At 41.7% G+C, this 22,035-nt stretch carries 20 protein-coding genes; 12 read left to right on the top strand and 8 right to left on the bottom strand.

The features are described from left to right. Positions 1–29 precede the first annotated feature (29 nt). The gene (locus NOS7524_RS00185) at positions 30–2,519 is read right to left on the bottom strand and encodes a PAS domain S-box protein (RefSeq protein WP_015136435.1); all 2,490 of its coding nucleotides are present in this window, start codon (positions 2,517–2,519) and stop codon (positions 30–32) included. A gap of 592 nt (positions 2,520–3,111) precedes the next feature. Between NOS7524_RS00185 and NOS7524_RS00190 the strand changes: the two genes are divergently transcribed. The 6 genes from NOS7524_RS00190 (at position 3,112) to NOS7524_RS00215 (ending at position 8,447) form a co-directional block, all read left to right on the top strand. Further along, on the top strand, positions 3,112–4,455 hold the full coding sequence (locus NOS7524_RS00190) for an adenylosuccinate synthase (RefSeq protein WP_015136436.1): 1,344 nt from the start codon (positions 3,112–3,114) through the stop codon (positions 4,453–4,455). A gap of 89 nt (positions 4,456–4,544) precedes the next feature. Beyond that, a complete protein-coding gene (gene rplY, locus NOS7524_RS00195) occupies positions 4,545–4,844 on the top strand; it encodes a 50S ribosomal protein L25 (RefSeq protein ID WP_015136437.1) in 300 nt (99 codons plus the stop codon). A 213-nt stretch (positions 4,845–5,057) separates the two neighbouring features. Beyond that, positions 5,058–6,599, top strand: a complete 1,542-nt coding sequence (locus tag NOS7524_RS00200; RefSeq protein ID WP_015136438.1) for a bifunctional aminoglycoside phosphotransferase/ATP-binding protein — start codon at positions 5,058–5,060, stop codon at positions 6,597–6,599. An 84-nt stretch (positions 6,600–6,683) separates the two neighbouring features. Further along, positions 6,684–7,187 carry a hypothetical protein gene (locus tag NOS7524_RS00205; protein WP_015136439.1) on the top strand — a complete coding sequence of 168 codons (504 nt, stop codon included), beginning with the start codon at positions 6,684–6,686 and terminating at the stop codon, positions 7,185–7,187. Positions 7,188–7,247: 60 nt separating this feature from the next. Then, positions 7,248–8,039 carry a YdcF family protein gene (locus tag NOS7524_RS00210; RefSeq protein WP_015136440.1) on the top strand — a complete coding sequence of 264 codons (792 nt, stop codon included), beginning with the start codon at positions 7,248–7,250 and terminating at the stop codon, positions 8,037–8,039. 186 nt (positions 8,040–8,225) lie between these two features. Next, positions 8,226–8,447, top strand: coding sequence for a hypothetical protein (locus NOS7524_RS00215; RefSeq protein WP_015136441.1), 222 nt, complete (start codon positions 8,226–8,228; stop codon positions 8,445–8,447). Between the two features lie 5 nt (positions 8,448–8,452). Here NOS7524_RS00215 and NOS7524_RS00220 read toward each other — a convergent pair whose 3' ends face one another. Next, positions 8,453–8,725 (bottom strand): ferredoxin-thioredoxin reductase variable chain, encoded by a 273-nt coding sequence (locus NOS7524_RS00220; RefSeq protein ID WP_041555046.1) that lies wholly within the window; start codon positions 8,723–8,725, stop codon positions 8,453–8,455. Between the two features lie 566 nt (positions 8,726–9,291). Beyond that, positions 9,292–11,292 (bottom strand): PP2C family protein-serine/threonine phosphatase, encoded by a 2,001-nt coding sequence (locus tag NOS7524_RS00225; protein ID WP_015136443.1) that lies wholly within the window; start codon positions 11,290–11,292, stop codon positions 9,292–9,294. A 238-nt stretch (positions 11,293–11,530) separates the two neighbouring features. Between NOS7524_RS00225 and NOS7524_RS00230 the strand changes: the two genes are divergently transcribed. After that, positions 11,531–11,968 carry an NfeD family protein gene (locus NOS7524_RS00230; protein WP_015136444.1) on the top strand — a complete coding sequence of 146 codons (438 nt, stop codon included), beginning with the start codon at positions 11,531–11,533 and terminating at the stop codon, positions 11,966–11,968. Between the two features lie 44 nt (positions 11,969–12,012). Then, positions 12,013–12,987, top strand: a complete 975-nt coding sequence (locus NOS7524_RS00235) for an SPFH domain-containing protein (protein WP_015136445.1) — start codon at positions 12,013–12,015, stop codon at positions 12,985–12,987. Between the two features lie 113 nt (positions 12,988–13,100). On the opposite strand, the gene NOS7524_RS00240 is transcribed toward NOS7524_RS00235, so the two are convergent. Next, the gene (locus NOS7524_RS00240; protein WP_015136446.1) at positions 13,101–13,502 is read right to left on the bottom strand and encodes a Fur family transcriptional regulator; all 402 of its coding nucleotides are present in this window, start codon (positions 13,500–13,502) and stop codon (positions 13,101–13,103) included. A gap of 144 nt (positions 13,503–13,646) precedes the next feature. Between NOS7524_RS00240 and purS the strand changes: the two genes are divergently transcribed. From purS to NOS7524_RS00260, 4 genes are all read left to right on the top strand, one after another. Continuing rightward, the gene (purS, locus tag NOS7524_RS00245; protein ID WP_015136447.1) at positions 13,647–13,925 is read left to right on the top strand and encodes a phosphoribosylformylglycinamidine synthase subunit PurS; all 279 of its coding nucleotides are present in this window, start codon (positions 13,647–13,649) and stop codon (positions 13,923–13,925) included. Between the two features lie 112 nt (positions 13,926–14,037). Then, positions 14,038–14,712, top strand: coding sequence for a phosphoribosylformylglycinamidine synthase subunit PurQ (gene purQ / locus NOS7524_RS00250; RefSeq protein WP_015136448.1), 675 nt, complete (start codon positions 14,038–14,040; stop codon positions 14,710–14,712). A gap of 310 nt (positions 14,713–15,022) precedes the next feature. Next, positions 15,023–16,951, top strand: a complete 1,929-nt coding sequence (locus NOS7524_RS00255) for a type I restriction enzyme HsdR N-terminal domain-containing protein (protein ID WP_015136449.1) — start codon at positions 15,023–15,025, stop codon at positions 16,949–16,951. A gap of 57 nt (positions 16,952–17,008) precedes the next feature. After that, entirely contained in the window at positions 17,009–17,317 is a 309-nt protein-coding gene (locus NOS7524_RS00260; protein WP_235622382.1) for a Uma2 family endonuclease, read from the top strand. Positions 17,318–17,360: 43 nt separating this feature from the next. On the opposite strand, the gene trpE is transcribed toward NOS7524_RS00260, so the two are convergent. The 4 genes from trpE to NOS7524_RS00280 all read right to left on the bottom strand — a co-directional run bounded on the left by trpE (position 17,361) and on the right by NOS7524_RS00280 (position 21,952). Beyond that, on the bottom strand, positions 17,361–18,875 hold the full coding sequence (gene trpE / locus NOS7524_RS00265) for an anthranilate synthase component I (RefSeq protein ID WP_015136450.1): 1,515 nt from the start codon (positions 18,873–18,875) through the stop codon (positions 17,361–17,363). A 149-nt stretch (positions 18,876–19,024) separates the two neighbouring features. Continuing rightward, positions 19,025–19,444: a photosystem I reaction center subunit II PsaD gene (locus tag NOS7524_RS00270; protein ID WP_015136451.1), complete on the bottom strand. Its 420-nt coding sequence runs from the start codon at positions 19,442–19,444 to the stop codon at positions 19,025–19,027. Positions 19,445–19,641: 197 nt separating this feature from the next. After that, complete coding sequence (locus NOS7524_RS00275; RefSeq protein WP_015136452.1) at positions 19,642–21,663, bottom strand: DICT sensory domain-containing protein; 2,022 nt, start codon at positions 21,661–21,663, stop codon at positions 19,642–19,644. 52 nt (positions 21,664–21,715) lie between these two features. After that, the gene (locus tag NOS7524_RS00280) at positions 21,716–21,952 is read right to left on the bottom strand and encodes a hypothetical protein (protein WP_015136453.1); all 237 of its coding nucleotides are present in this window, start codon (positions 21,950–21,952) and stop codon (positions 21,716–21,718) included. Positions 21,953–22,035: the final 83 nt, after the last annotated feature.

Here is a 22,035-nt window from a genome sequence, read left to right on the forward strand (position 1 = left end):
ATCTCCAGGAAGATTGTGTAAATTTATCGTCAATTATCCTGATGTACAGCTTTAATGGTTTGTAGTAGTTCTTGAGCAGTAGAGGGCTTGGATAAAAATGCCTTTACCCCCATCCTAGCAATTGCTAGAGTTTGTGGAGCAGATAAAAACCCACTCATGGCAATGATTTTGATGTGGGGATTGATTTTTTGTAACTGACGAATTGCGATCGCTCCATCCATTGATGGCATCATTATATCTAGCAGCACTACGCTAATTTGCTGTTGATATTGTGTATATACTGATACTGCTTCTAAGCCATCACGAGCAGTTAATACCCGGTAATTATACGCTTCTAGAGCGGATTTAGTAATTTCTCGAATAATGGCTTCGTCATCTACTACCAAAATCAATTCACCATTTCCGCCTGGTGGCTCTATCTCAACAACCGTAGTTGATGGCACACTATTAGATTCCAAAGCAGGCAAATACACTTTAAATTGAGTGCCTTTGTCCATTTCACTCTGGACGTTGATAAAACCACAGTGGTTATTAATAATACCTAAAGTAGTAGATAACCCTAAGCCTGTACCTTTACCTACTTCTTTGGTAGAAAAAAATGGCTCAAAAATCTGCGCTTGAATCTTTGGCGGTATGCCCGTACCTGTATCTTCAATAGATATGGCAATATAAGAGCCTGATTGTGGTGCAAGTATGACATTTTCGGCGGATATCTTCAACATACCACCATCAGGCATGGCATCACGGGCATTAACTACCAGATTCATCAATACCTGATGTAGTTGGGTGATATCTCCAGATACATACCAAAGATTTTCCGCGATATTTGTTGAGCAGGTAATAGACTTAGGAAATGTTTGTTGGACAATCTGCTCGACTTCTTGGAGGAGATGTTTCACTTGCACAATTGTCTTATGTCCTTCAATACCCCGTGCAAAAGACAAGACTTGCTTGAGCAAATTAGCACCACGTTTCACGTTACCTTCTAGAGTATTCAGCACTTTTTGCATTTGTTGGTCATGCAATTTCATCTGTAACAGCTGAACCGACATTAGAATTGGGGCGAGGATATTGTTGAGATCATGGACAATACCACTTGCTAGTGTACCAATAGTTTCGAGGCGTTGCGATCGCAATAATCGCGCTTCTAATTGTTTTTTCTGTGTGATGTTCGTATTTACACTTAAAATAGACTTTGGTTTGCCCTGCTCGTCTCTCACCAAAGTCCAGTGACTTTCAATGATAATTTCTTTACCATCTTTTGTGAGCTGATGTAACTCACCCTGCCACTCACCAGTGTTGATAACGGTAAATAATGCTTCCTCTAACTGGCTAGAAGTAGCTTGATGCAAAAGTTCGACAATATTTTTTCCTAAAACTTCCTCAAACAGCCAACCATATAAACGTTCTGCACTTTTATTCCAAAATAAAATCTGGTTATCAATATTACTCACCAGAATCGCATCAGTAGCCACATCTAAAAGTGCAGCTTGTTCATAGATTTTTTGTTCTGCTTGCTTACGCCGAGTAATATCTCGTGTCACTGCTAAATGTAGAAATGTTCCATCAGCTTCATTAATTAGTGGTACAGCATGAGTTTCCATCCAGCGACGAGTACCTTTAAATCCTTGAATCTCAAACTCTAGGCTGCCTTTATTCCCCTGGCAAACACTCCTATGCAAAGCGGTAAAGGCATCTCGATACTCTGGGAGAATACCAATATCAATAGATTTACCAATCAGGGTATCAGCATTTTCCACCTCCATCATTGCCAGTCCAGACGCATTAATTTCCAACAGCGTGCCATCTCTAGCAATTAACTTGATACAGTCTGGTTCGGCATCAATAATGGCTCGTAGCCGATTCTGGCTTTGGTGCAAAGCAATTTCCGTTTGCTGAAGTTTGTTAACGTAACGCCATAACAAGTCATATAAAAACACCAGCAGCAGCACATTCACGACAACAGCTAAAGTAAATGTCGCCAGTGTTGTCTGGGAACTCGTTTGTGATGCACTTTGTTCTGTAGCTAATGCTGTGTCAACTAACTTTTGGATATCTTGGTGGAGTTGGAGTCTCTTATTTTGATGAGATGATACTAGCAGTTGAGCAACTGCAACACCTTGCTTTTGACTAACAGTAACTTCTTGTTGGAGGAGATTTTGCTGTTCGGTAATTTTTTGTTGGAGTGCGGAAATCCATTGCGGCTTTTGATGCTTCTTTATAGTTAATTGCTGGAGGATTGCGATTTTTTTCTGGGCTTGTTCACTAGCTGCTACGTAATTTTTTAACTCATCTGTATTAGTTGTCAGCAAGTAATTACGCTGGGCAATTTCAGCATCTTTAAGTGTATTGATGAGCATGACAACTTGATTCATCACTCTAGAGGAATTAGCTACCCATTGTTGATGCTCAAACGATTTCATCGTGTTACTATAGGGGATTACAGCATTTGTTAATAACACTGCTAATGCTAGAATAAATATACCTTTTAGCTTGTGGATGACAGAAAATTTCGTCATGCGATCGCCCTTTATGCCGCCAATGCCTCCAATCAGTTAGAACTAAAAATTACCATTTTTACATTCAAATTCAGTCTAAAAATTTCTGAATTTCATGATCACAACAATTTTTTGCTAACCGTAATTATTGACTACCACAGAGACACAATAACAGCACTAAATGTTCCTTATATCAGGAAATATAGCTGAATAACCATTTAAATTAGTCGATAAATGTAATTTTAGATACATTTATTCAGTTATTTTGTTTTATTTTAATTTGATTTTCCTGCTTTGATCTTCTTACTAATCCAGATATTATCTATACCGCTTAAACCGCAATATTTTTTAGCCATAAAAACCCGAATAAGAATTATGTGACTTATGCAATCTTCAAGTAGTGAGAAATTAACGAAAAATAGATAAGTATTAAATTCCAATTTATGATACGAAGCTATCGTTATCAGATAAAAACAAAAATAATTAGAAAAATGTAAAGAAAAATTAAGGTTGCCAAAATATACTAAAGATTACTGTCTTTTATGTTGACATATATCGCATATTGTGTTGATAATGGTTCTTTGTGGAAACTTTACCTCGATAAAATAAACTCTTGGCTAACGTCATTGTCATAGGCGCTCAATGGGGCGATGAAGGAAAAGGTAAAATAACTGACTTACTCAGCCGCTCCGCAGATGTGGTAGTCCGTTACCAAGGGGGTGTTAACGCTGGACACACAATTGTAGTTAAAGATCAGACCTTTAAACTACACTTGATCCCCTCTGGTATTTTGTATCCGGATACAGAATGTATGATCGGCTGTGGCACAGTCATCGATCCACAAGTTTTAATAGCAGAACTCGACCAATTAGAAAAGTTAAATATTTCTACTAAAAATCTGCTCATTTCTGAGACTGCCCACGTCACGATGCCCTACCATCGATTAATCGATAAGGCAGCAGAAGAACGGCGCGGTAGTCATAAAATCGGAACCACTGGTCGAGGGATTGGCCCTACCTACGCTGATAAATCAGAGCGTACAGGTATTAGGGTACTAGACTTGATGGATGCAGATGCACTACGCGACCAGTTGGAATGGACGATTAACTATAAAAACGTTATTTTAGATAAACTGTATAACATACCACCCTTAGATCCGCAACAAGTAATTGAAGAGTATCTAGGGTATGCAGAACGCCTGCGCCCCTACGTTGTTGATACATCACTAAAAATCTATGATGCCATCCAACGACGGCGTAACATATTATTTGAAGGCGCACAAGGTACTCTCTTGGATCTTGATCATGGTACTTATCCCTATGTCACCTCATCTAACCCGGTAGCCGGGGGGGCTTGCGTAGGTACAGGGTTAGGGCCGACAATGATAGATCGGGTGATTGGCGTTTCAAAAGCCTACACAACGCGAGTAGGGGAAGGACCATTTCCTACAGAATTGCATGGTGAATTAGGCGAATTACTATGCGATCGCGGGGCCGAATTCGGCACAACTACCGGACGGAAACGACGCTGTGGTTGGTTTGATGCCGTCATTGGACGGTATGCCGTGCGAATTAACGGCATGGACTGCATGGCAATTACTAAACTAGATGTCCTTGATGAGTTAGAGGAAATCCAAGTTTGTGTCGCCTACGAAATAGACGGCGAACGCTGCGAACACTTCCCCACAAGTGCGCGTCAGTTTGCTCGGTGTCGTCCCATTTACAAAACCTTACCAGGATGGCAAGTGCCAACAACACAATGCCGCACCCTGGAAGACTTGCCACAGCAAGCACTGGACTATCTCAAGTTCTTAGCAGAATTAATGGAAGTCCCGATTGCGATCGTCTCATTAGGCGCAAGCCGCGATCAAACCATAATTGTAGAAGACCCCATTCACGGGCCAAAACGTGCCTTACTGCACGCTGATGGTACTCCCGCCTCCTTACTCAGTGCTTAGTTGATGCTGAGTGCTGAGTTTTGAGTCAATAGTCTCAAGTAAAAAACTATTGACTACTGATTATTGACAACTAACAACTGATAACTTGTATGGCTCTGACAGTCGAATCTCAAAAACGACCAGAAGGCAGCAAACCTAATGCTTTGCGTCGTTCTGGACTTATTCCCGCTAACTTGTACGGACACAACGGTACAGAATCAATTTCTTTAGTAATTGATGCCAAAACTGTTGAACGTCTACTCAAAGCAGCTGCTGTTAACAAAACAGAAATCGAACTCAACATTCCCGAACTAGAATGGCGCGGTACAACTGTACTGAAAGAAGTTCAAAAACATCCAGCAAAGGGTACACCCTACCACCTCAGCTTTTACGCTTCTGCTAAAGGCTAAGGTTGGCATAAAATTTGTCTTAACTTGTCATTTAAAGTTTGTGATAATTGCTGATCAGACCGGGGGTAAAACCCTGGTTTTTTGTTGTTTAGCTGTTTCGGCTTAAAGTTTGTAGTAAGGACTTTAGTCCTAGCTTAGTTGCTGTAGCGTCTCAATAGAGGACTAAAGTCCTCACTACCAACGGAAAAAAATAAGTTTTTGTACCACATTTTTATGACAGAAGTAACTCTTCCAATGTTAATTCAGCAAATGTTACAACCGGGATTCTATCCCCATCCCGTTACAGAACCAATTCAACTGATTCAAACCCATGTTTCTTACGTGCTGCTAACTGGCGATTATGCCTATAAATTAAAAAAACCAGTCAATTTTGGGTTTTTGGATTTTTCCACCCTAGAGAAACGCCAACATTTTTGTCAGGAAGAATTGCGGTTGAATCAACGGGGAGCAGCTGAACTGTATTTGGAAGTGTTACCTATCACTTTGATGGATGAACAATACACTTTAGCAGGAACGGGTGAGGCTGTTGAATATGTGCTAAAAATGCGTCAGTTTCCCCAGGAGACTTTACTTAGTTCACTGTTTGCTCAGGGTAAGTTAAACGAATCTCATCTAGAAGCATTAGGACGAGTAGTAGCTCAATACCACGCTAAAACTGAGACTAATGATTACATTCGTAGTTTTGGGGAAGTAGCGCAAGTTAGGGCTGCGTTTGATGAGAATTACGAGCAAACTGAGAAATATATTGGTGGCCCCCAGACTCAAAAACAGTTTGACGAAACCAAAGCTTATACCGATAGTTTTTTTGCCGAAAAACAAGAACTATTTCAGCGCCGCATCCAAAATGACTACATACGGGAATGTCATGGAGACTTGCACCTGAGAAATATTTGTCTATGGCAAGATAAAATTCTGCTGTTTGATTGTATTGAGTTTAACGAGCCGTTTCGTTTTGTTGATGTGATGTTTGACATTGCTTATGCGGTGATGGATTTAGAAGCACAGCAGCGTCCAGACTTGAGTAATGCTTATCTCAACACTTATTTAGAACAGACTGGGGATTGGGAAGGCTTGGAGGTACTACCGATATATGTCAATCGTCAGTCCTATGTCCGAGCCAAAGTGACATCGTTTTTATTAGATGACCCTAGTGTACCTGTGGAGGTTAAGGAAGAAGCAAGCAAAACAGCCGCCCAATATTACAAACTAGCATGGGAATATACCAAACCCAAATTAGGAAAACTGATTTTAATGTCAGGTTTATCCGGTTCTGGCAAGAGTACCACAGCAAAATACATAGCACGGCAAACTGGAGCAATTCACATTCGCTCAGATGCGGTTAGGAAACACTTGGGGGGAATTCCTCTACAAGAACGTGGTGGCGATGATTTATATACGCCAGAAATGACCCAGAAAACCTATGCACGGTTACTAGATTTGGGAATTATACTAGCTAATCAAGGTTACACCGTGATTTTAGATGCTAAGTATGATAAACAAGAACTGAGACAGGAAGCGATCGCCCAAGCTCAAAAGCATCAATTACCCCTGCAAATCATCTCCTGTACAGCACCTTTAGAAGTAATTCAAGAGCGTCTTGTCAACCGTACTGGTGATATTGCTGATGCTACAGTTGATTTATTAGCCTCACAACTCAAGCAAGCAGAACCCTTTACTGATACAGAAAAAGCCTACGTCCAAATTTGGGATACAACTCAGCCACAACAGACACAATTTCAACAGGTCATTAACTGAGTGCTGAGTATGGAGTGCTGAGTTAGGATATTCACGTAGCATATCAGACTATCAACTCAGCACTCATCAAACCCTAGTGAATTTATGGCCAACAATAACAATTTATTCAATTTCTCCCCTGACTTTCTTTCTCAACTGATATTTGGGGCATTTTTAACATTTATATTAATTACGACAGGCTCACCCATAGCCCTAAGTATATTTTTAGGAATTATTGGTGGTTTCACTTTAGGTTGGTTTACTAATGCTAGTAAAAATAGTTCTCAGCCTCCTACTGTAGCCTCCTCTGATGGCATTGATGCCGGACTCAAGTATTGGTTATTTTTTTTACTAGGGTTTGGATTGTTAGGGTATCCAGCACCGATGAGTATTTTGTTAGGTGGAATAGGTGCTTTAGGTGGTGGTTGGATTATTGCTTGGTGGAGAAGTAAAGAAGAAACCAGAACTCAATTACCAGTTGAAACTGTCGAAGAACTGCAAGAAGAACAGTCTACCGATAGAATCACCAGACGGCAAACCAGACGGCCTAGCCGACGCTACCGCCGCACACCTGGGAGTTTTAGTTTCAAGTTTTGGAATAGGCAATAGGCAATAGGCAATAGGCAATAGTTATTTTCCCCTGCTTCTTAAAAGTCCCCAGACCCTAATATGTTTTTATATCTCTCTAAGTTACTGCCACTATTTTTTTACCCTTTGGGACTAGCCAGTATCAGTTTAGTAGTGGCACTTTTTACTTTGTGGAAAAGACCCCGTGTGGCAGCGATCGCTGTCTCTTTATCGCTGATTGTATTATTATTTTGTAGCAATGCTTGGGTCGCTAAATACCTAGTGCGATCGCTAGAATGGCAGAATATCCCACCTGTACAATTACCAACAGCTGAAGCAATAGTAGTTTTGGGTGGTGCAACTAAATCGGCCTTTCCTCCCAGGCCTAGTGTAGATTTAAGTGAACAAGGCGATCGCGTGATTTATGCGGCTCAACTATATCGACAAAAAAAAGCTCCTATAATCATCCTCAGTGGCGGACGTATTGATTGGCGCGGTAGTGGTTCACCAGAATCGGCAGATATGGTTGATATCCTCACATCTATCGGCATACCAGCTGAGGCGCTAATTCAAGAACCAGACTCTCTCAATACTTATCAAAATGCTGTTAATGTGAAGAAAATTCTTGATGCTCAAGGTATTCGCCGCATACTGTTGGTAACATCAGCCTTACATATGCCGCGATCGCTCAAAATTTTTCAGCGTCAAGGCATTGATGCTATTCCCGCAGCCACCGATTTTCTTGTCAGCGAAGGTGAACTACAAGAACTCGGAAGCACCCCCAAAGCCGCTATCCTGAATTTATTACCCGATACCGACAACCTACACCAATTTACGAGCGCCCTAAAAGAGTACATTGGTAGTTTTGTTTATCGTTTACGTGGTTGGTTGTAATTATTAGGCAATAGGCATCAATACAATTCAAAATTCAAAATAGTCTACGACAAGGCTTGCGCCTACAAAATTCAAAAATTATTGAGAAAAATCTCCCCTGCTTGCTCCTCTGCTCCTCTGCTCCCCTGCTTCCTCATCTCCCCCAATCCCCAGTCCCCAATCCCCAGTCCCCAATCCCTAAAGCTCATGTCCCAAAACCTACCCCACATCCTACCTGTCCTTCCACCTCAAGTTGAGGAAGGTTTCGCTACATACCAAACTACTAAGCAGTTTTATTATGAAGTGCAAACGCGCTTAGAGTTTCAGAGTTATTGTGAATGGTATTACCTGACTGCTGAACAACATCGTCAAGAACTCAAGAAAATGCGCGGCGAATTGAATATTTTCAGGTGGTTTCGCCGCCAATAATTGATTTAGATGAGTTCTATTTCATTTTCTCGCAAGTGGACTTTAAATTTTTTACTAACCTGGACTAAAAACGGCAAATTTGCACTTACAGGTCTACCTTGCCATTGGGTGACAATCTCGACAATTTCGCCTTCTATGCCTTTGATGTCAAAAGCTTCACCACGATGTTCAGGATGATGGTAAACTACCACCGACTCTTTAACACGGACGCGATCGCCTACTTTCATATCAACATTTTTACCTTGCTTTTGCTGTTCCACAAGTGTCTCCACGGCCAACCCTCACTGAGCTAACTTACTTTTTACCAATAAACTGTTTACAACAGTAACTCCCACGCCAATCTTTACAGATGGTTTCTTGCACGCTTCTTTACCTGCTATATAAACAAAGCCTGCCCATGCAGGCTTTGAGTGTAATTAGTCAAACACATCAGAATTTCTGATTAGACTTATAATGTATTAACAGGTTTACGTGATAAAACCCTGTATTTCCTAGTCTCTGATAGTAATTCAGCGCGAACTTGATAAACGCTTTTGCGACTACTCGTAGGTACGGCAGTTGTCGCCAAGCAGTAGTTCCGTGGCAAAAAATCCACAACGCTTTTTCTCCTCAATGCACTTGTTGACTCCCAAGGGTGTCTCAGAAGTACATTTTCGAGGATAGATAGGCAACCAGGCTAGGAAAAACCCTCTTTACTCTTGATTTGCGCTTTAATGATAGATTCAATTCTACAACAATCAGAACTCAGAACTCAAAACTCAGCAAGAGGGTGGGACTGGGGATTGGGGATTGGGGACTGGGATCTGGGGAGAAAAAACTTAGTCCATGTCCCATGACAAGAAAATCATTGCCGTGGTGGACAAACTGGTTGAATACTTGGGGGTAATTTTCGACACATTTGTTGAAAAGTTTGTGGGTTGAGTTGCCACCAAGCAAATAATCCGACACCAGTACCCCCTACTAGCAAAGCTAATAATCCTCCTATCAGTACCAAAGGCTGACGCTGACGGGTTGGTTGTTGAAATGGGGTTGGACTGGGTTCATCCACTGTCAAATCCAAATCTAACAGTGCTTGAGAACTTTCTGTTAATGTAGATTGTTCAATTTCTGCCAAACTAGATTGTGTTTCTATTTCTGCCAAACTAGATTGTGTTTCTATTTCTGCTAGAGCAGAGATTTCTGGTTCTGGTGGTTCTAATTTAGGTATTGCTACTAGCGGCGGTGGTGGTGGCATCGGCACTAAGGATTCTTTAGCAATCCGGCAAAGAGTCAGCACCACTGAAGTATTATCATGACCATTCTTTTCGTTGGCTAAATTAATCCATTCACGGACAGCATCTTCCACAGTTAAGTTCCCTGTTAACATGGACATTGCGTAATTTTGCCAGTATTCTTCTACTAAATTGCGATCGCTTAAACCATCAGAACAAAGCAGTAATATGCCATCTTCTTCCAAGATGAACCTTTGAATTACTAGACGCAAGGCTTCCGCGTCTCTTGTCCCCAAGGCTTGAGTGAGGGCGTGGGCATCTGGCCTTTGGAGTGCTTGACGATACAGGCTCCGTGCTAACCGCACTTCCCTAGCTACTACGTCATCATCTACGGTGAGTTGTTGGCAGTAGTTACGAGTTATCCAGTAAGCGCGGCTATCACCAACACTAGCCAAGTAAAGTTCGTGGGCGTTTGACTGCCAACCAGATTTTTTTAACACTCGTTGCGGCACTTGTACAGCCATGACGAGAGTTGTCGCCATCCTTTCTCTACCTTGGCGTTTTTGTTCATCATTACGGGAGCTAATGACGTTATTAACTACCCGTAAACAAGCTTCTAATTGTTCCTGCAACAATTTGGGCGGCACAATTTCAGTTTGTTCCGTTATCTCTGCTAATAAGGCACGGATTTGTAATTTGAGAGACTGTACTGCTAATTGACTAGCAACTTCACCGCCTTGATGTCCGCCAATACCATCACAAACAATTGATAAATGAGGCAGTAATGAATCATCTGCATTATCGGTAGTGTTGGGATAGCAAGCATCTTCATTTTGTTGTAGTTGGGGGCCAGTATCGGTTGCGCCTACTACCTTAAGATTTAAAGGTAATTCTGCTGCCGTTGACAGTAATAAAGCATTGAGTTGAGTTGCAATGGTGTCTAACTCTACGTCAGATTTAGTCATTAGCTCGATTATCGGCTTTAATTCTGCGGCTGTTTTGGCGGCATCTACCAGAGGTTGCCACCCATGAGCTAAATCTGCCAAACTAGGCTGTTCTGTGGCTGTAGTGTCTAGTTCTAACAGTCGTACACACCAACCTTGGACTCGTAGGTTGTCTGGGATGAGTAAACTTTGGGCAAGTCCTAATTCTGATAAAGGTGTCCAAAGTTGGAGAATTTGCCATAACCAGTAAACCTGTCTGACGGCTTTGGCTTGCTCCCAAGTTGCCGTCAGGGAGGGGTAGAGATTCCCATGCTCATCAATAGGGACATTTTCTAGCAACAAGATATCATCTGTATCTGCTTCCCCACTGGCAACCAATCCATAAACTTGGGGGAGGTGCAAATGCTCTGAATATAGACGGAGATAAGGAATAACTATCGGTGGTAACTCTTCTTGTATGTCTGGCGGTAGCCCTGGTTGAGTATCGAGCCAAATTTGGGGTGCGATCGCCTCATATCTATCTGCTACTTTTGTACCTAGGGGAATAGTCGCTACCAATTTACCTGTAGCCCAGAGATACCGATATACCACAGGAGTTTGACAACTGGCACAAACCACATTGCCCACTGTATTAATCGGCTGTTCGCAGTTAGGATTTATACAATAAATTATTCTTGGCGTAGAAATCATAAAAGTATGAATTTAAAAAATAAATCGACTCGTGAATTTCGATTACATTTAGCTGTCAAAGGTTTGAAGGCTAGAATAGACTTGAACTTGTGTACATCTGACTACAGATTGTTACTGAATTTAATCACAATTTTTTACTAAAAAGAGTAAGTTTTTCTGTAAGTCGCTAGTGTCGGTATGTATCTACTCTCAGTTATTGAGAAATGTATGTTGTCAATGTAGTGTCTAGGATGACGCTATGCCAATTTATACCTTAATCTGGCTGCTGGCAGGATCAGTTCTGTGTTTGATGGAACTGTTCTTCCCATCGGCTTTTATCGAATTCATGATGGGAATTAGTGCTTTGATTGTGGCACTACTATCTCAATTCGGTTTGACGAGTTTATGGTTGCAAGTTGTAGCTTGGCTATTGCTTTCTACTTTGTTGATTGTGCTTTCCCGGCGGTTTTTACAACCGCGACGACGCAAATCGAAAATTCAAGATGCGATTGTCGCGGAAACTTTGACAGAAATTCCAGCAGGTAAAACAGGACGAGTGCTATATGAGGGCAATTCTTGGCGGGCGCAATGTGATGATGACAAACTCAGTGTTGCAGCTTATGAAAGAGTTTATGTAGTCAGGAGGGAAGGGACTACATTAATTGTGATGCCAGAAAATTTGTTAAGTAGTCAATAGTTATTAGTTAAAATTCCAACTTGAATAATTAGGAGCATCAATAAATGTTTGAACAATTTTTTTTGCTAGTCTTTTTAGCATTGGGTGGTTCTGCTGTGGCTGGGTCTGTTAAAGTTGTGAATCAAGGTAATGAAGCTTTAGTAGAAAGATTAGGTAGCTATAATAAGAAACTTGAACCTGGACTAAATTTTGTGATTCCGTTTTTAGATAAAATCGTCTACCAAGGAACAATCCGGGAAAAAGTTTTAGATATTCCACCCCAAAAATGTATCACCCGTGACAACGTAGGTATTGAAGTCGATGCGGTAATTTATTGGCGGATTGTCGATATGGAAAAAGCCTGGTACAAGGTGGAAAATCTCCAGTCGGCAATGACGAATTTGGTGCTAACTCAAATTCGCTCGGAAATGGGACAACTGGAATTAGATGAAACTTTTACTGCTCGCGCCCAAATTAATGAAATTTTATTAAGAGATTTAGATATTGCTACTGATCCTTGGGGTGTGAAGGTGACACGGGTAGAACTGCGAGACATTATCCCTTCTCAAGCGGTACGGGAATCGATGGAATTGCAAATGTCAGCAGAACGTCGCAGACGGGCAGCTATTTTAAATTCTGAGGGTGAGAGGGAAGCGGCTGTTAATAGTGCTAGAGGTAAAGCAGAAGCCCAAATTTTAGATGCAGAAGCTAGACAAAAATCTGTAATTTTACAAGCAGAGGCGGAACAAAAGGCAATAGTTTTGAAAGCCCAGGCGGAACGTCAGCAGCAAGTTCTCAAAGCCCAAGCGATCGCAGAATCCGCAGAGATTATAGCTCAAAAAATCAACACCAATGCTACTGCTCGCCCAGCATTAGAAGTATTGTTGGCTTTAGGCTATCTAGATATGGGTTCTACCATCGGTAAGAGTGATAGTAGCAAGGTGATGTTTATAGATCCCCGCACTATCCCCGCTACCTTGGAAGGAATACGTTCTATTGTTTCAGACACTCAAACTGATTCAGTGGCAAATGGGCGTTAGTTAGTAGGCAATAGGCAATAGGCAATGGGCAATAGGCAATAGGCAATAGTTATTAGTTTTTCTCCTCTGCGCCTCTGCTCCCCTGCGCCCCTGCTCCCTTGCTCCCCTGACTCTCAACCAATCTCACTGGCTTGATTCATCTGGCATTTACCACACAAACCAAAAAACTCTAGTGTGTGGTAAAAAATTCTAAAGTTGTGGGTAGCTTGTAGTTGTCCTTCTAAATCATGCACAGGGCATTGATGAATGGGAATCGACGCACCACATTGCAGGCAAGTAAGATGATGTTTGTCTTGCTGCACTAGGCTGTATAAGGCCTCACCATTAGACAAAGTACGTACTTGCACCAGACCTTCGAGTTTTAATGCTTCCAAGGAGCGATAAACTGTAGCTAAACCCATACTCTGATTGCGATTACGTAGTTCCACGTAAATATCTTGGGCAGAAATGCCTTGTTTGATACTTTGCAACAGGTCTAAAATGCGCTCTTGACTGCGGGTGCGGATGGCTCTCATAGACATTGTGATAATTTGCCACTGTAATTGGAACTGTTATACTAGCTAACTCAATAAATCAACAGTAACTGTTCTATAATCTTATTTTTACTTAGTTGGGACAGAAAGTTATAGTATAGCGATCGCAGCATTCAGCAAAAACCCGTGCAAACCAAGTATCTAGCCAAAATTTTTGTCACTCTTCGTCCCTCAGTCTTAGATCCGGCTGGTGTGGCTGTACAATCTGGTCTTCAGCAAATGGGATACGATAACGTAGAAAATATACGGATTGGTAAGTACATCGAATTAACTATTACCTCATCTGAGGAGAGTAAAGCGCGTCAAGACATGGAACGCATCTGTGATCAAATGTTAGCCAATCCCGTGATTGAAAATTACCGTTTTGATTTGATTGAAGTCGAAACCCAAACGGGAGTGTTTTAGGGGTTGGAGACTAGGGGCTAGGGAATGGAGATGATAGGAAGAACTATTGCCTATTGCCTATTGCCTATTGCCTATTGCCTATTGCCTATTGCCTATTGACTATAAACTAATCATGAAATTTGGTGTTGTTGTTTTTCCGGGTTCTAATTGCGATCGCGATGTTGCTTATGTCACTAGAGACTTGCTAGGACAACCAACTCGCATGATTTGGCATCAAGATACGGATATTGATGATTTAGATGCCATCATTGTCCCTGGGGGATTTAGTTACGGCGATTATTTACGCTGTGGTGCGATCGCGCGGTTCTCGCCTGTGATGCAGCAGGTAATTACCCACGCTCAAAAGGGTAAGTTAGTCCTAGGCATTTGTAACGGTTTTCAGGTGCTAACTGAAGCTGGACTTTTGCCAGGGATATTGACGCGAAATCGGGATTTGCATTTTATCTGCGATCGCGTGCCTTTAAAAGTTGAAAGCACAAATAGCCCTTGGACTCAAGCTTACGCCACTGGTGAAATCATCACCTTACCAATTGCCCACGGCGAAGGACGATTTTACGCTGATCAGGCGACTTTATCTGAGATTGAAGAACATGGGCAAGTAGTCTTCCGGTATGCTGGAGACAACCCTAATGGTTCTCTAAATAACATTGCCGGGATTTGCAATCGTCAAGGCAATGTTTTAGGTATGATGCCACACCCAGAACGAGCCTCTGATCCTGTGCTTGGAGGTAGTGATGGATTGGTGATGTTTAAAGGATTGTTAGAACAGGTGGTGGCGTTGGTGTAATGTTGGCCTCCGCATCGATCATTGTTCAACCGAACAGAGGTACAGTATAACTGTGCCTCTGTAGGTTATTTTCCTCTAAAATTATTTTTATTTTATAAAAGTTAATTAATTCAGACTGTATAGTTACTAATTTTATTGAATAAATAACTTGGCCATATTCAAACGTGATCACATCTGGTGGTGTTGTATATTATCTGTCAAAATTTGTCCAGTAGTTATCATTGCTATGGCATCCACACTGACTTGATAAGTTACTGATTCAATCAACCATATAAGAAATAATTTTTTATCCGATCAGGTGGATTCACAAATGTCAACCTCTGATGCAAGTAAACAATTTATAAAATGGCTACAAACTTTTGATTATCGGGTTTTACATAACAAGGATGATGTAGAAAAAAAGTTTGTTATCCCGCTCTTTCGTAGTTTAGGTTATCCAGATAAATGTTGTGCTAGTAAATATAGTTTAAATAGTGAACTTAAGGAAAATCCAGAAAAAAAGCTTGAAGATGTGCAAATTTATTTTGCTCATGATGATGTAGCCAAGCAAAATGCTGAAACAGCTTTAGTTATTGTTATATATTTAGAGCCTCAAGGCAATCATTTTCAACCAGCTATTGAACAAGCAATATTTTATAGTACATATCTCAAACCGTTGTTTTTTATAATTACTAACGGACATCAAATCAAAGTTTTCAAATATTTTGCTTATCATAAAGAAGAGTGTATTTACGATAAAAATATTTATTCATTAAAAATAAATTCTACAGCTTTAGAGTTTTATAACCAATTTAATTTTTATGTAGTTAAAAATATAGATAAAGATACAGTTAGTGTTTTGAGGTATTCACAATATAATCTCATCGAAAAACATTTACGGCGGCGTGATTTACAAGAAATTGTAGGGCAAGCTGATTTTAAACCTGCAATTTTGCGGGAAGGCGATCGCTTAGTCGTCGTCAAACCAAAAGTAGTCATAGAGTGTAATCTACCCAAGGCTTTTAAAGAAGGTAACTGTCAAATTCAATTTAGTGGTGTGATTGTCAGAGGCTTAAAAATTCAATTAAATCACCACGATATTTTAGGTCAATTAATGACAGGACTAAACACTCGCCCAGAGTGGGGATGTCGAAGATTTCTTAAACAAATAGATAGTAATGCTTTTGAAGTATGTTTGGGACAAACTACCATTATTTTATCTGATGTAGAAACAGTTGATTTATGCTTGTGTATTGATATTATGTGTCAAGCATACAAGCAATCAATTATTGAATGTGAGAACCATTTAGAAACATGGGATTTTGAATTTGTAGAATTTTTAGGTAGTCGTGGGTTTCATCTATTTTCTGTCGATGTCAAACTCTGGCGATTAATGCAAAACTTCGCCAGCGAATTTAATTATGCACAAGGTAAATCAGAATGGCATTTATTTCAACAAGAAGAAATTTCTATCCGTGTGAGTCGAGGTATTCGCGATCATGCGTTTATTTTACCCATACCTGTTAATTATTTATCTTTATTACCTAATGGCATCATTAATATTGTTTATGAAATTAATGATGTTCACCTCCAAACTCTAGAAAAGGGTGAACTTAAATCATGGCAGCAAGATATTGGGCCGAGGGGAACTTGGACAGCTAAATATACTAAAGAGTGGTTATTACAAATTTTTATTCCCAAAGTGATTGATTACTATTCCCAAAAATATCAACTATCAGCCGCAGATTTACAGAAGAATATAGCAGATTATCATCATGACCGCGCTGCCATTACAGAGATTCATGATATTAAAGAATTAGTTCCTTATCTGCAAGATGTGCAATCTTGGTTAAATAATTATGTTGCAAATATTCCTAGTTTCTTACTGAGAGACTATTACCAAGCATTAACAAATTTACTGCGAAATACTGACTCTGCAATAGAAGGCATGGATTATATTATCCGCAACTTGTCTTTGATGGAAGTTGATAATACAAAAGACAGAATGAGGAGTAATTTTGAGCGATGGAACTTTAAAGATGCTTGGTATTATTTAGATGCTCAAGCAGGAAGGATAAATAATTATCAGTATGAACAAAATTTTAAAGCAGATTTAATGACAAGAATTTTTATCTGGATTATTGAACACGGGAAAATTAGGTTTTCGCAATCTCAGTTAAACTTTGCGAAACAAGCTTTATTACCACTGTGGGAACAGAGTCGTTTTGAAATGCGTTATGTCAATCCCCATCGAAAGTAAAGATTTGGGTTGATAAAATTTTTGTTAGATTAGGGCAATATCTTACTTTCTATTTTAGTGCTGAGTCGTGGGCGATCGCTACATAAGCTTGTAATTTTATCTATTGAAATTCTTTCACCAGAACAAAACACAACCAAGGTAATTAGAAATATTATTCACTGCTTAAAACATGGTACGAAATTAGGATGGTTAATTGATCCAGATGAACGCGTAGTGTTGGTATTTTTGCCAGAAGAATCACCTTTAGAAATCACACGAGATGAACTATTACCCTTACCAGAATTTTTGCAACTGGATTTAACAGCTACACAAATATTTGCATGGCTAAAACCCACCAAACCCGGAAACCGACCATTTGTTTTATAGCAAATAACTCTGATTAAACCTCTGTGTTCCTCTGCGTTCCAATTTACCGTAAACAACGAATCGCCACCAGCAACCCTCTAGCCTTATTTAAAGTCTCCTCATATTCCTTCTCAGGCTCAGAATCAGCCACCAAACCCGCACCGGCTTGCACTGTCACCGTATTATCTTTAACTACCATTGTGCGAATTGCGATCGCACTATTTAATTGCCCTTCAAAATCGTAATATCCATACACCCCAGAATAAACACCCCGGCGACTCGGTTCTAATTCATTAATAATTTCCATCGCCCGGATTTTGGGCGCGCCGCTAACCGTCCCCGCCGGAAAACAAGCCTTTAACAAATCCCAAGCGGTTTTTTCTGGTGCTAATTTCCCCACCACATTGCTAACAATGTGCATCACATGAGAGTAGCGTTCCACTACCATCAACTCATCAACTTTAACGCTACCACTTTCACAAACACGTCCTAAATCATTTCGTCCTAAATCGACTAACATGACGTGTTCAGCAATTTCTTTGGGATCTTGTAATAAATCTTCTGCGAAGGCTAAATCCTCTTTTGTAGTTTTACCCCGTGGACGTGTCCCCGCAATTGGACGGACTGTAGCTATTACCCCACCATCTGCATCCCGTTCTGCTTTCACCATCACTTCCGGGCTAGAACCGATGATTTGCCAATCTTGGAAGTGAAAATAAGCCATGTAAGGCGAAGGATTAATCTGACGTAGGGAACGATAAAGGGAAAAAGGATCACCTGTGTATTGTGTGGATAGACGCTGAGAAACGACGACTTGAAAGATATCCCCAGCTTTGATGTATTCCTTAGCTTTTTCGACGCTAGCGCAAAATTCTGTCTGAGTGAAGTTACTGCTATATTCTGTTATTTCCCCAACTTTGGTATTACTTGGGGGTTTCCATTCCAAGATAGTTTTTTGGGGCGATAGAGGCAAAGATAATTTACTTACCATCTGGGTGACGCGATCGCACGCCTGTTGATATGCTGCTTTGATATCTACGTTAGGGTCACGTAAATCAGCATAGGCGATCGCCCAAATTTTCCGCTTTACTTGGTCAAAAATCAATAGGTGGTCTACCTGCATCCACAAACCATCAGGAATGTTGCGCTCATCTTGTGGATGTACTGGGACACGCGGCTCAATCCAGCGAATCAACTCATAACCCCAAAAGCCAAACAATCCCCCAATTCCCGGAGGTAGTTGGGGTAATTTTACTGGGTGAAACGGTGCAAGGCATTCAGCTAAAGCCGTAAACGGATCTCCCGCAAACTCAACTTGCGAACCGTCGCGGTGCGTCTGGGTGGTAGATTCACCCCTGGCTTCTAAAATCCAAAGCGGATCACAACCCACCAAACTGTAACGCCCGATGTTTTCCCCACCTTCCACCGATTCCAGCAAAAAACTATAAGGCTGTCCTGCACAAACTTTGTACCATGCAGAAACGGGTGTATCTAGGTCGGCGACCCATTCTTGATACACTGGCACAAAATTACCTTGCGTAGCTAGCTCAGAGAATTCGGAAAAATCGGGGAATATCATAGGCAGGTTGGGGATTGGGGGTTGGGGACTGGGGATTGGGGATTGGGGATTGGGGGCCGGGGATTGGGGGAGGAATTTCTCCCTTTCTCCCTGCTCCCCTGCCTCTCCTACTCCCTACTCCCCATTCCCTACTCCCCAGTATTTACCTCTTAAGCATCGTGGGTAGCTTTACCAGAGAATTTGAGTTGTGCAGGGTTGGGATTTTCCCCAATGCTGCGGGGAACGTGACGGACTTTCTCACGACCAGCATTCACTTTTTCTGGGAATACGCCATCAGCAGGGTGAATAAAAGTGGTTTCGCCATTGGGCAGAATCCGGTAAATTTTATAATCTGTGATTTTGAATTTCCGGAGTTGACCGCCTAAAGCGATACCATATTCTTTCCGAGCCAAGTATAGGAGGTTTTGGCCTTGAAGCATAGTAGCTGCACCGCCGGTAGGCAGTTCAAAAACCTGCTGCTTGGGGCTAGTCCAGGTGATCGCGTATTTTTCTTCTTCTACTGCTTTTGTGAGCAAGCCGCCAGTGCTGCCCGCAAATAGTGGAGTTTGTCCAGAAAGTGTTTCTGCCATAAGGTATTCTCTCAACGTTTTTAGGGCATCGTAACACCGCCATCACGATCATATTGCGTTCGTGTCACAGTCTGTAACAGTTGTTAGCCAGTTAAGAATGCTGAGTAGGAATAGGGCATGGGATTTTCTCCCCCTGCTTCCCCTGCTTCCCCTGCCTCCCCTGCCTCCCCTGCTTCCCCTGCCTCCCCTGCTTTTTCCTAATCCCTACTCCCCCGCCTCTTAACCTTCGAGCGGCTTTCCTCTTGGCTACCTTGAACGATGGGAACGGTGAAATGAAACTGACTACCTTGGTCTTTGCCGTTGGAATCTGCCCAAATTGCGCCGCCCCAACCGTTGACAATTTGGCGGCAAATAGCCAAACCTAACCCTGTACCGCCAGCTGTCCGCCGCAAAGCTCCCTCTTCTTGATAAAAACGGTCAAAGACAACTTCTAGGCGATTGGGTTCAATTCCACGCCCAGTATCAGCTACGGTGACTTCTACCATGCGATCGCTATTTTGATTGGCACTGATGGTAATTAACCCTTGCATGGGGGTAAATTTACAAGCGTTATCAATTAGTTTTGCTAATACTTCTACCAGCCAATCACCATCAGCTCTAATCAAAGGCAAGTTTTCGGCCAGTTGTGTTTTGATTTGGGGTGGTTTTTCTGTTGTGGTGCGTGTCTTCAGGCGACTGAGGGCTAAATCTACACATTCTTGCAAAGTCAGAGATTCTGGATGCCATTCCACACGCCCGCTTTCTAGGTTAGAAAGGGTCAAGAAGTCTTGTACCAGTTTTCGCATCCGTTCTGAGTCATCCAGAGCCGTATTCAGCATCACCTGGCGCAATTCTAAGGGCATATCTGGCTCAGTCGCGAGACTTTCTAGACAGACTTGAATTGTGGATAAAGGTGTACGGAGTTCATGACCGGTGATGGCAATTAAGTTGCTGCGGGTGCGATCTAGGGCTTCTAGTTGCTGATTGAGGACTTCTAAGTTAGCATAGGCTTCGGCTTGGATTAAGGCTGCTCCGATTTGGGTAGCGATCGCTTCTACTAGGTCCAATTCTCCTTGTTGCCATTGGTGCGGCGGTAAAGAGCAATAATGTAACTCGACAATGCCCAAGAGTCGCCCCTGAAACAATACCGGCTCTATCAACCAAGAACGTACCGCAAATTTTTTCACAATCAAGGACAGCGTGACTGAACTGGTGACACGAAAATCATTCAGGCTATCACTAACACAAACACCTTCCCCGTGATCTACCACTGCTTGAAATAGTGGATTGTTCTTTAACTCCCAGTTCTGCCCGCAAATCGATACTACTCCAGGCATTAAAAACTCATGTTCTAGGGTGGCTTGGGCATCTGAGGCTTGAGCGCGGTAAATTAAACAACGACTTGCTCCTAAGTGTTGCCCTAGTTCCTGTGCTGCGATTTGTAAGACTTGATGGGGATCAAGCGATCGCCGAATTGCTGTACTAATTGAGTTGACTAAACGCTCTTTTCGTGCTTGAGCGGCAATAGAACGGTAAGCTTTATGGAGTTTATACTGACTAGCTTGGAGATAGGTAACTAAACGTTGCACAAATGGATCTGTATCAATGTCACAAGCATATTCAGCAATAACACCAGGGGGGGAGTAAATTTTACTATCCCCGATGCCAAATCTCTGACAGGCTCTCTCAACCTTTTGGGCCAGGTCTGGTCTGTAAACCAAAATCCTGTCTAATAGCAATTGAGCAGCTTTAATACTGACTCCCCGTTCTGATGTCCAAATACCTTCAAATCGCCTCCCTGTGTCCATATCTAGACTAGGAAGCCACTCAGGTACTTGCCGATTCTTGGTGATTGAACCCAGACTTTCCCGACATACCAAGCAGGTAGCATAGTTATCAGCAATTACTACCAAATGCCACTCTTGGCTTAAAGCATCTTCTGGCTCAAATGCCACCTTTTCATAGTATTCTGAGCTATTGGCAAAATCAGTTTCTGGTGCAGATAATACGTATATTTGGTTACTACGTTGCGCTAAACGCTGATAGCGGTGAGCTTCTTGGCGATAGAATCGCTCTCGTTGAAAGCTGGCAATTACTAAGGGCTGATCTAAAGTCGCAGCCAAAACCTGATCTTCCATTGCGTGGGATAGGGCTGTTAATGAAGCCTTGAAGTATAGCTGGGGTCGCAGGTAAGGTAGGGACTGTAGCAGATCACTCAGCACAGAAGTTGAAATGCTCATGAATATCTTTAAAAAAGCCCAATCTGAACTATATCCACGTCACAGCTGCATTTTACAAATTACAACTGTCTCTCAAGTTAAATAGAAAGTTGCAATTATGTAAATAATTTTGAACAGCACCTGCAAAGGCATTGGCAGTAATTTGCACCCACCTGCAAGGAGTGTTCATAGCTTCTCTACAGACTGAAAAACCCAGAGTGACAAATCGACCAAAAACGTTAGTTTGACGTGACTTAGGTCTAGGCACATCATAGCCACTTTGGTCTTCACCCAAGTTTTCTTGATCCATGTGCTGGCATCGTGATGTTTAAAAAAATAGGCTACTAAGCCCAATATACATTCTCGAACGCCTCTGCTTATCACGCTGTTGGG

Source organism: Nostoc sp. PCC 7524 (genome assembly GCF_000316645.1).
Lineage (GTDB): Bacteria > Cyanobacteriota > Cyanobacteriia > Cyanobacteriales > Nostocaceae > Trichormus.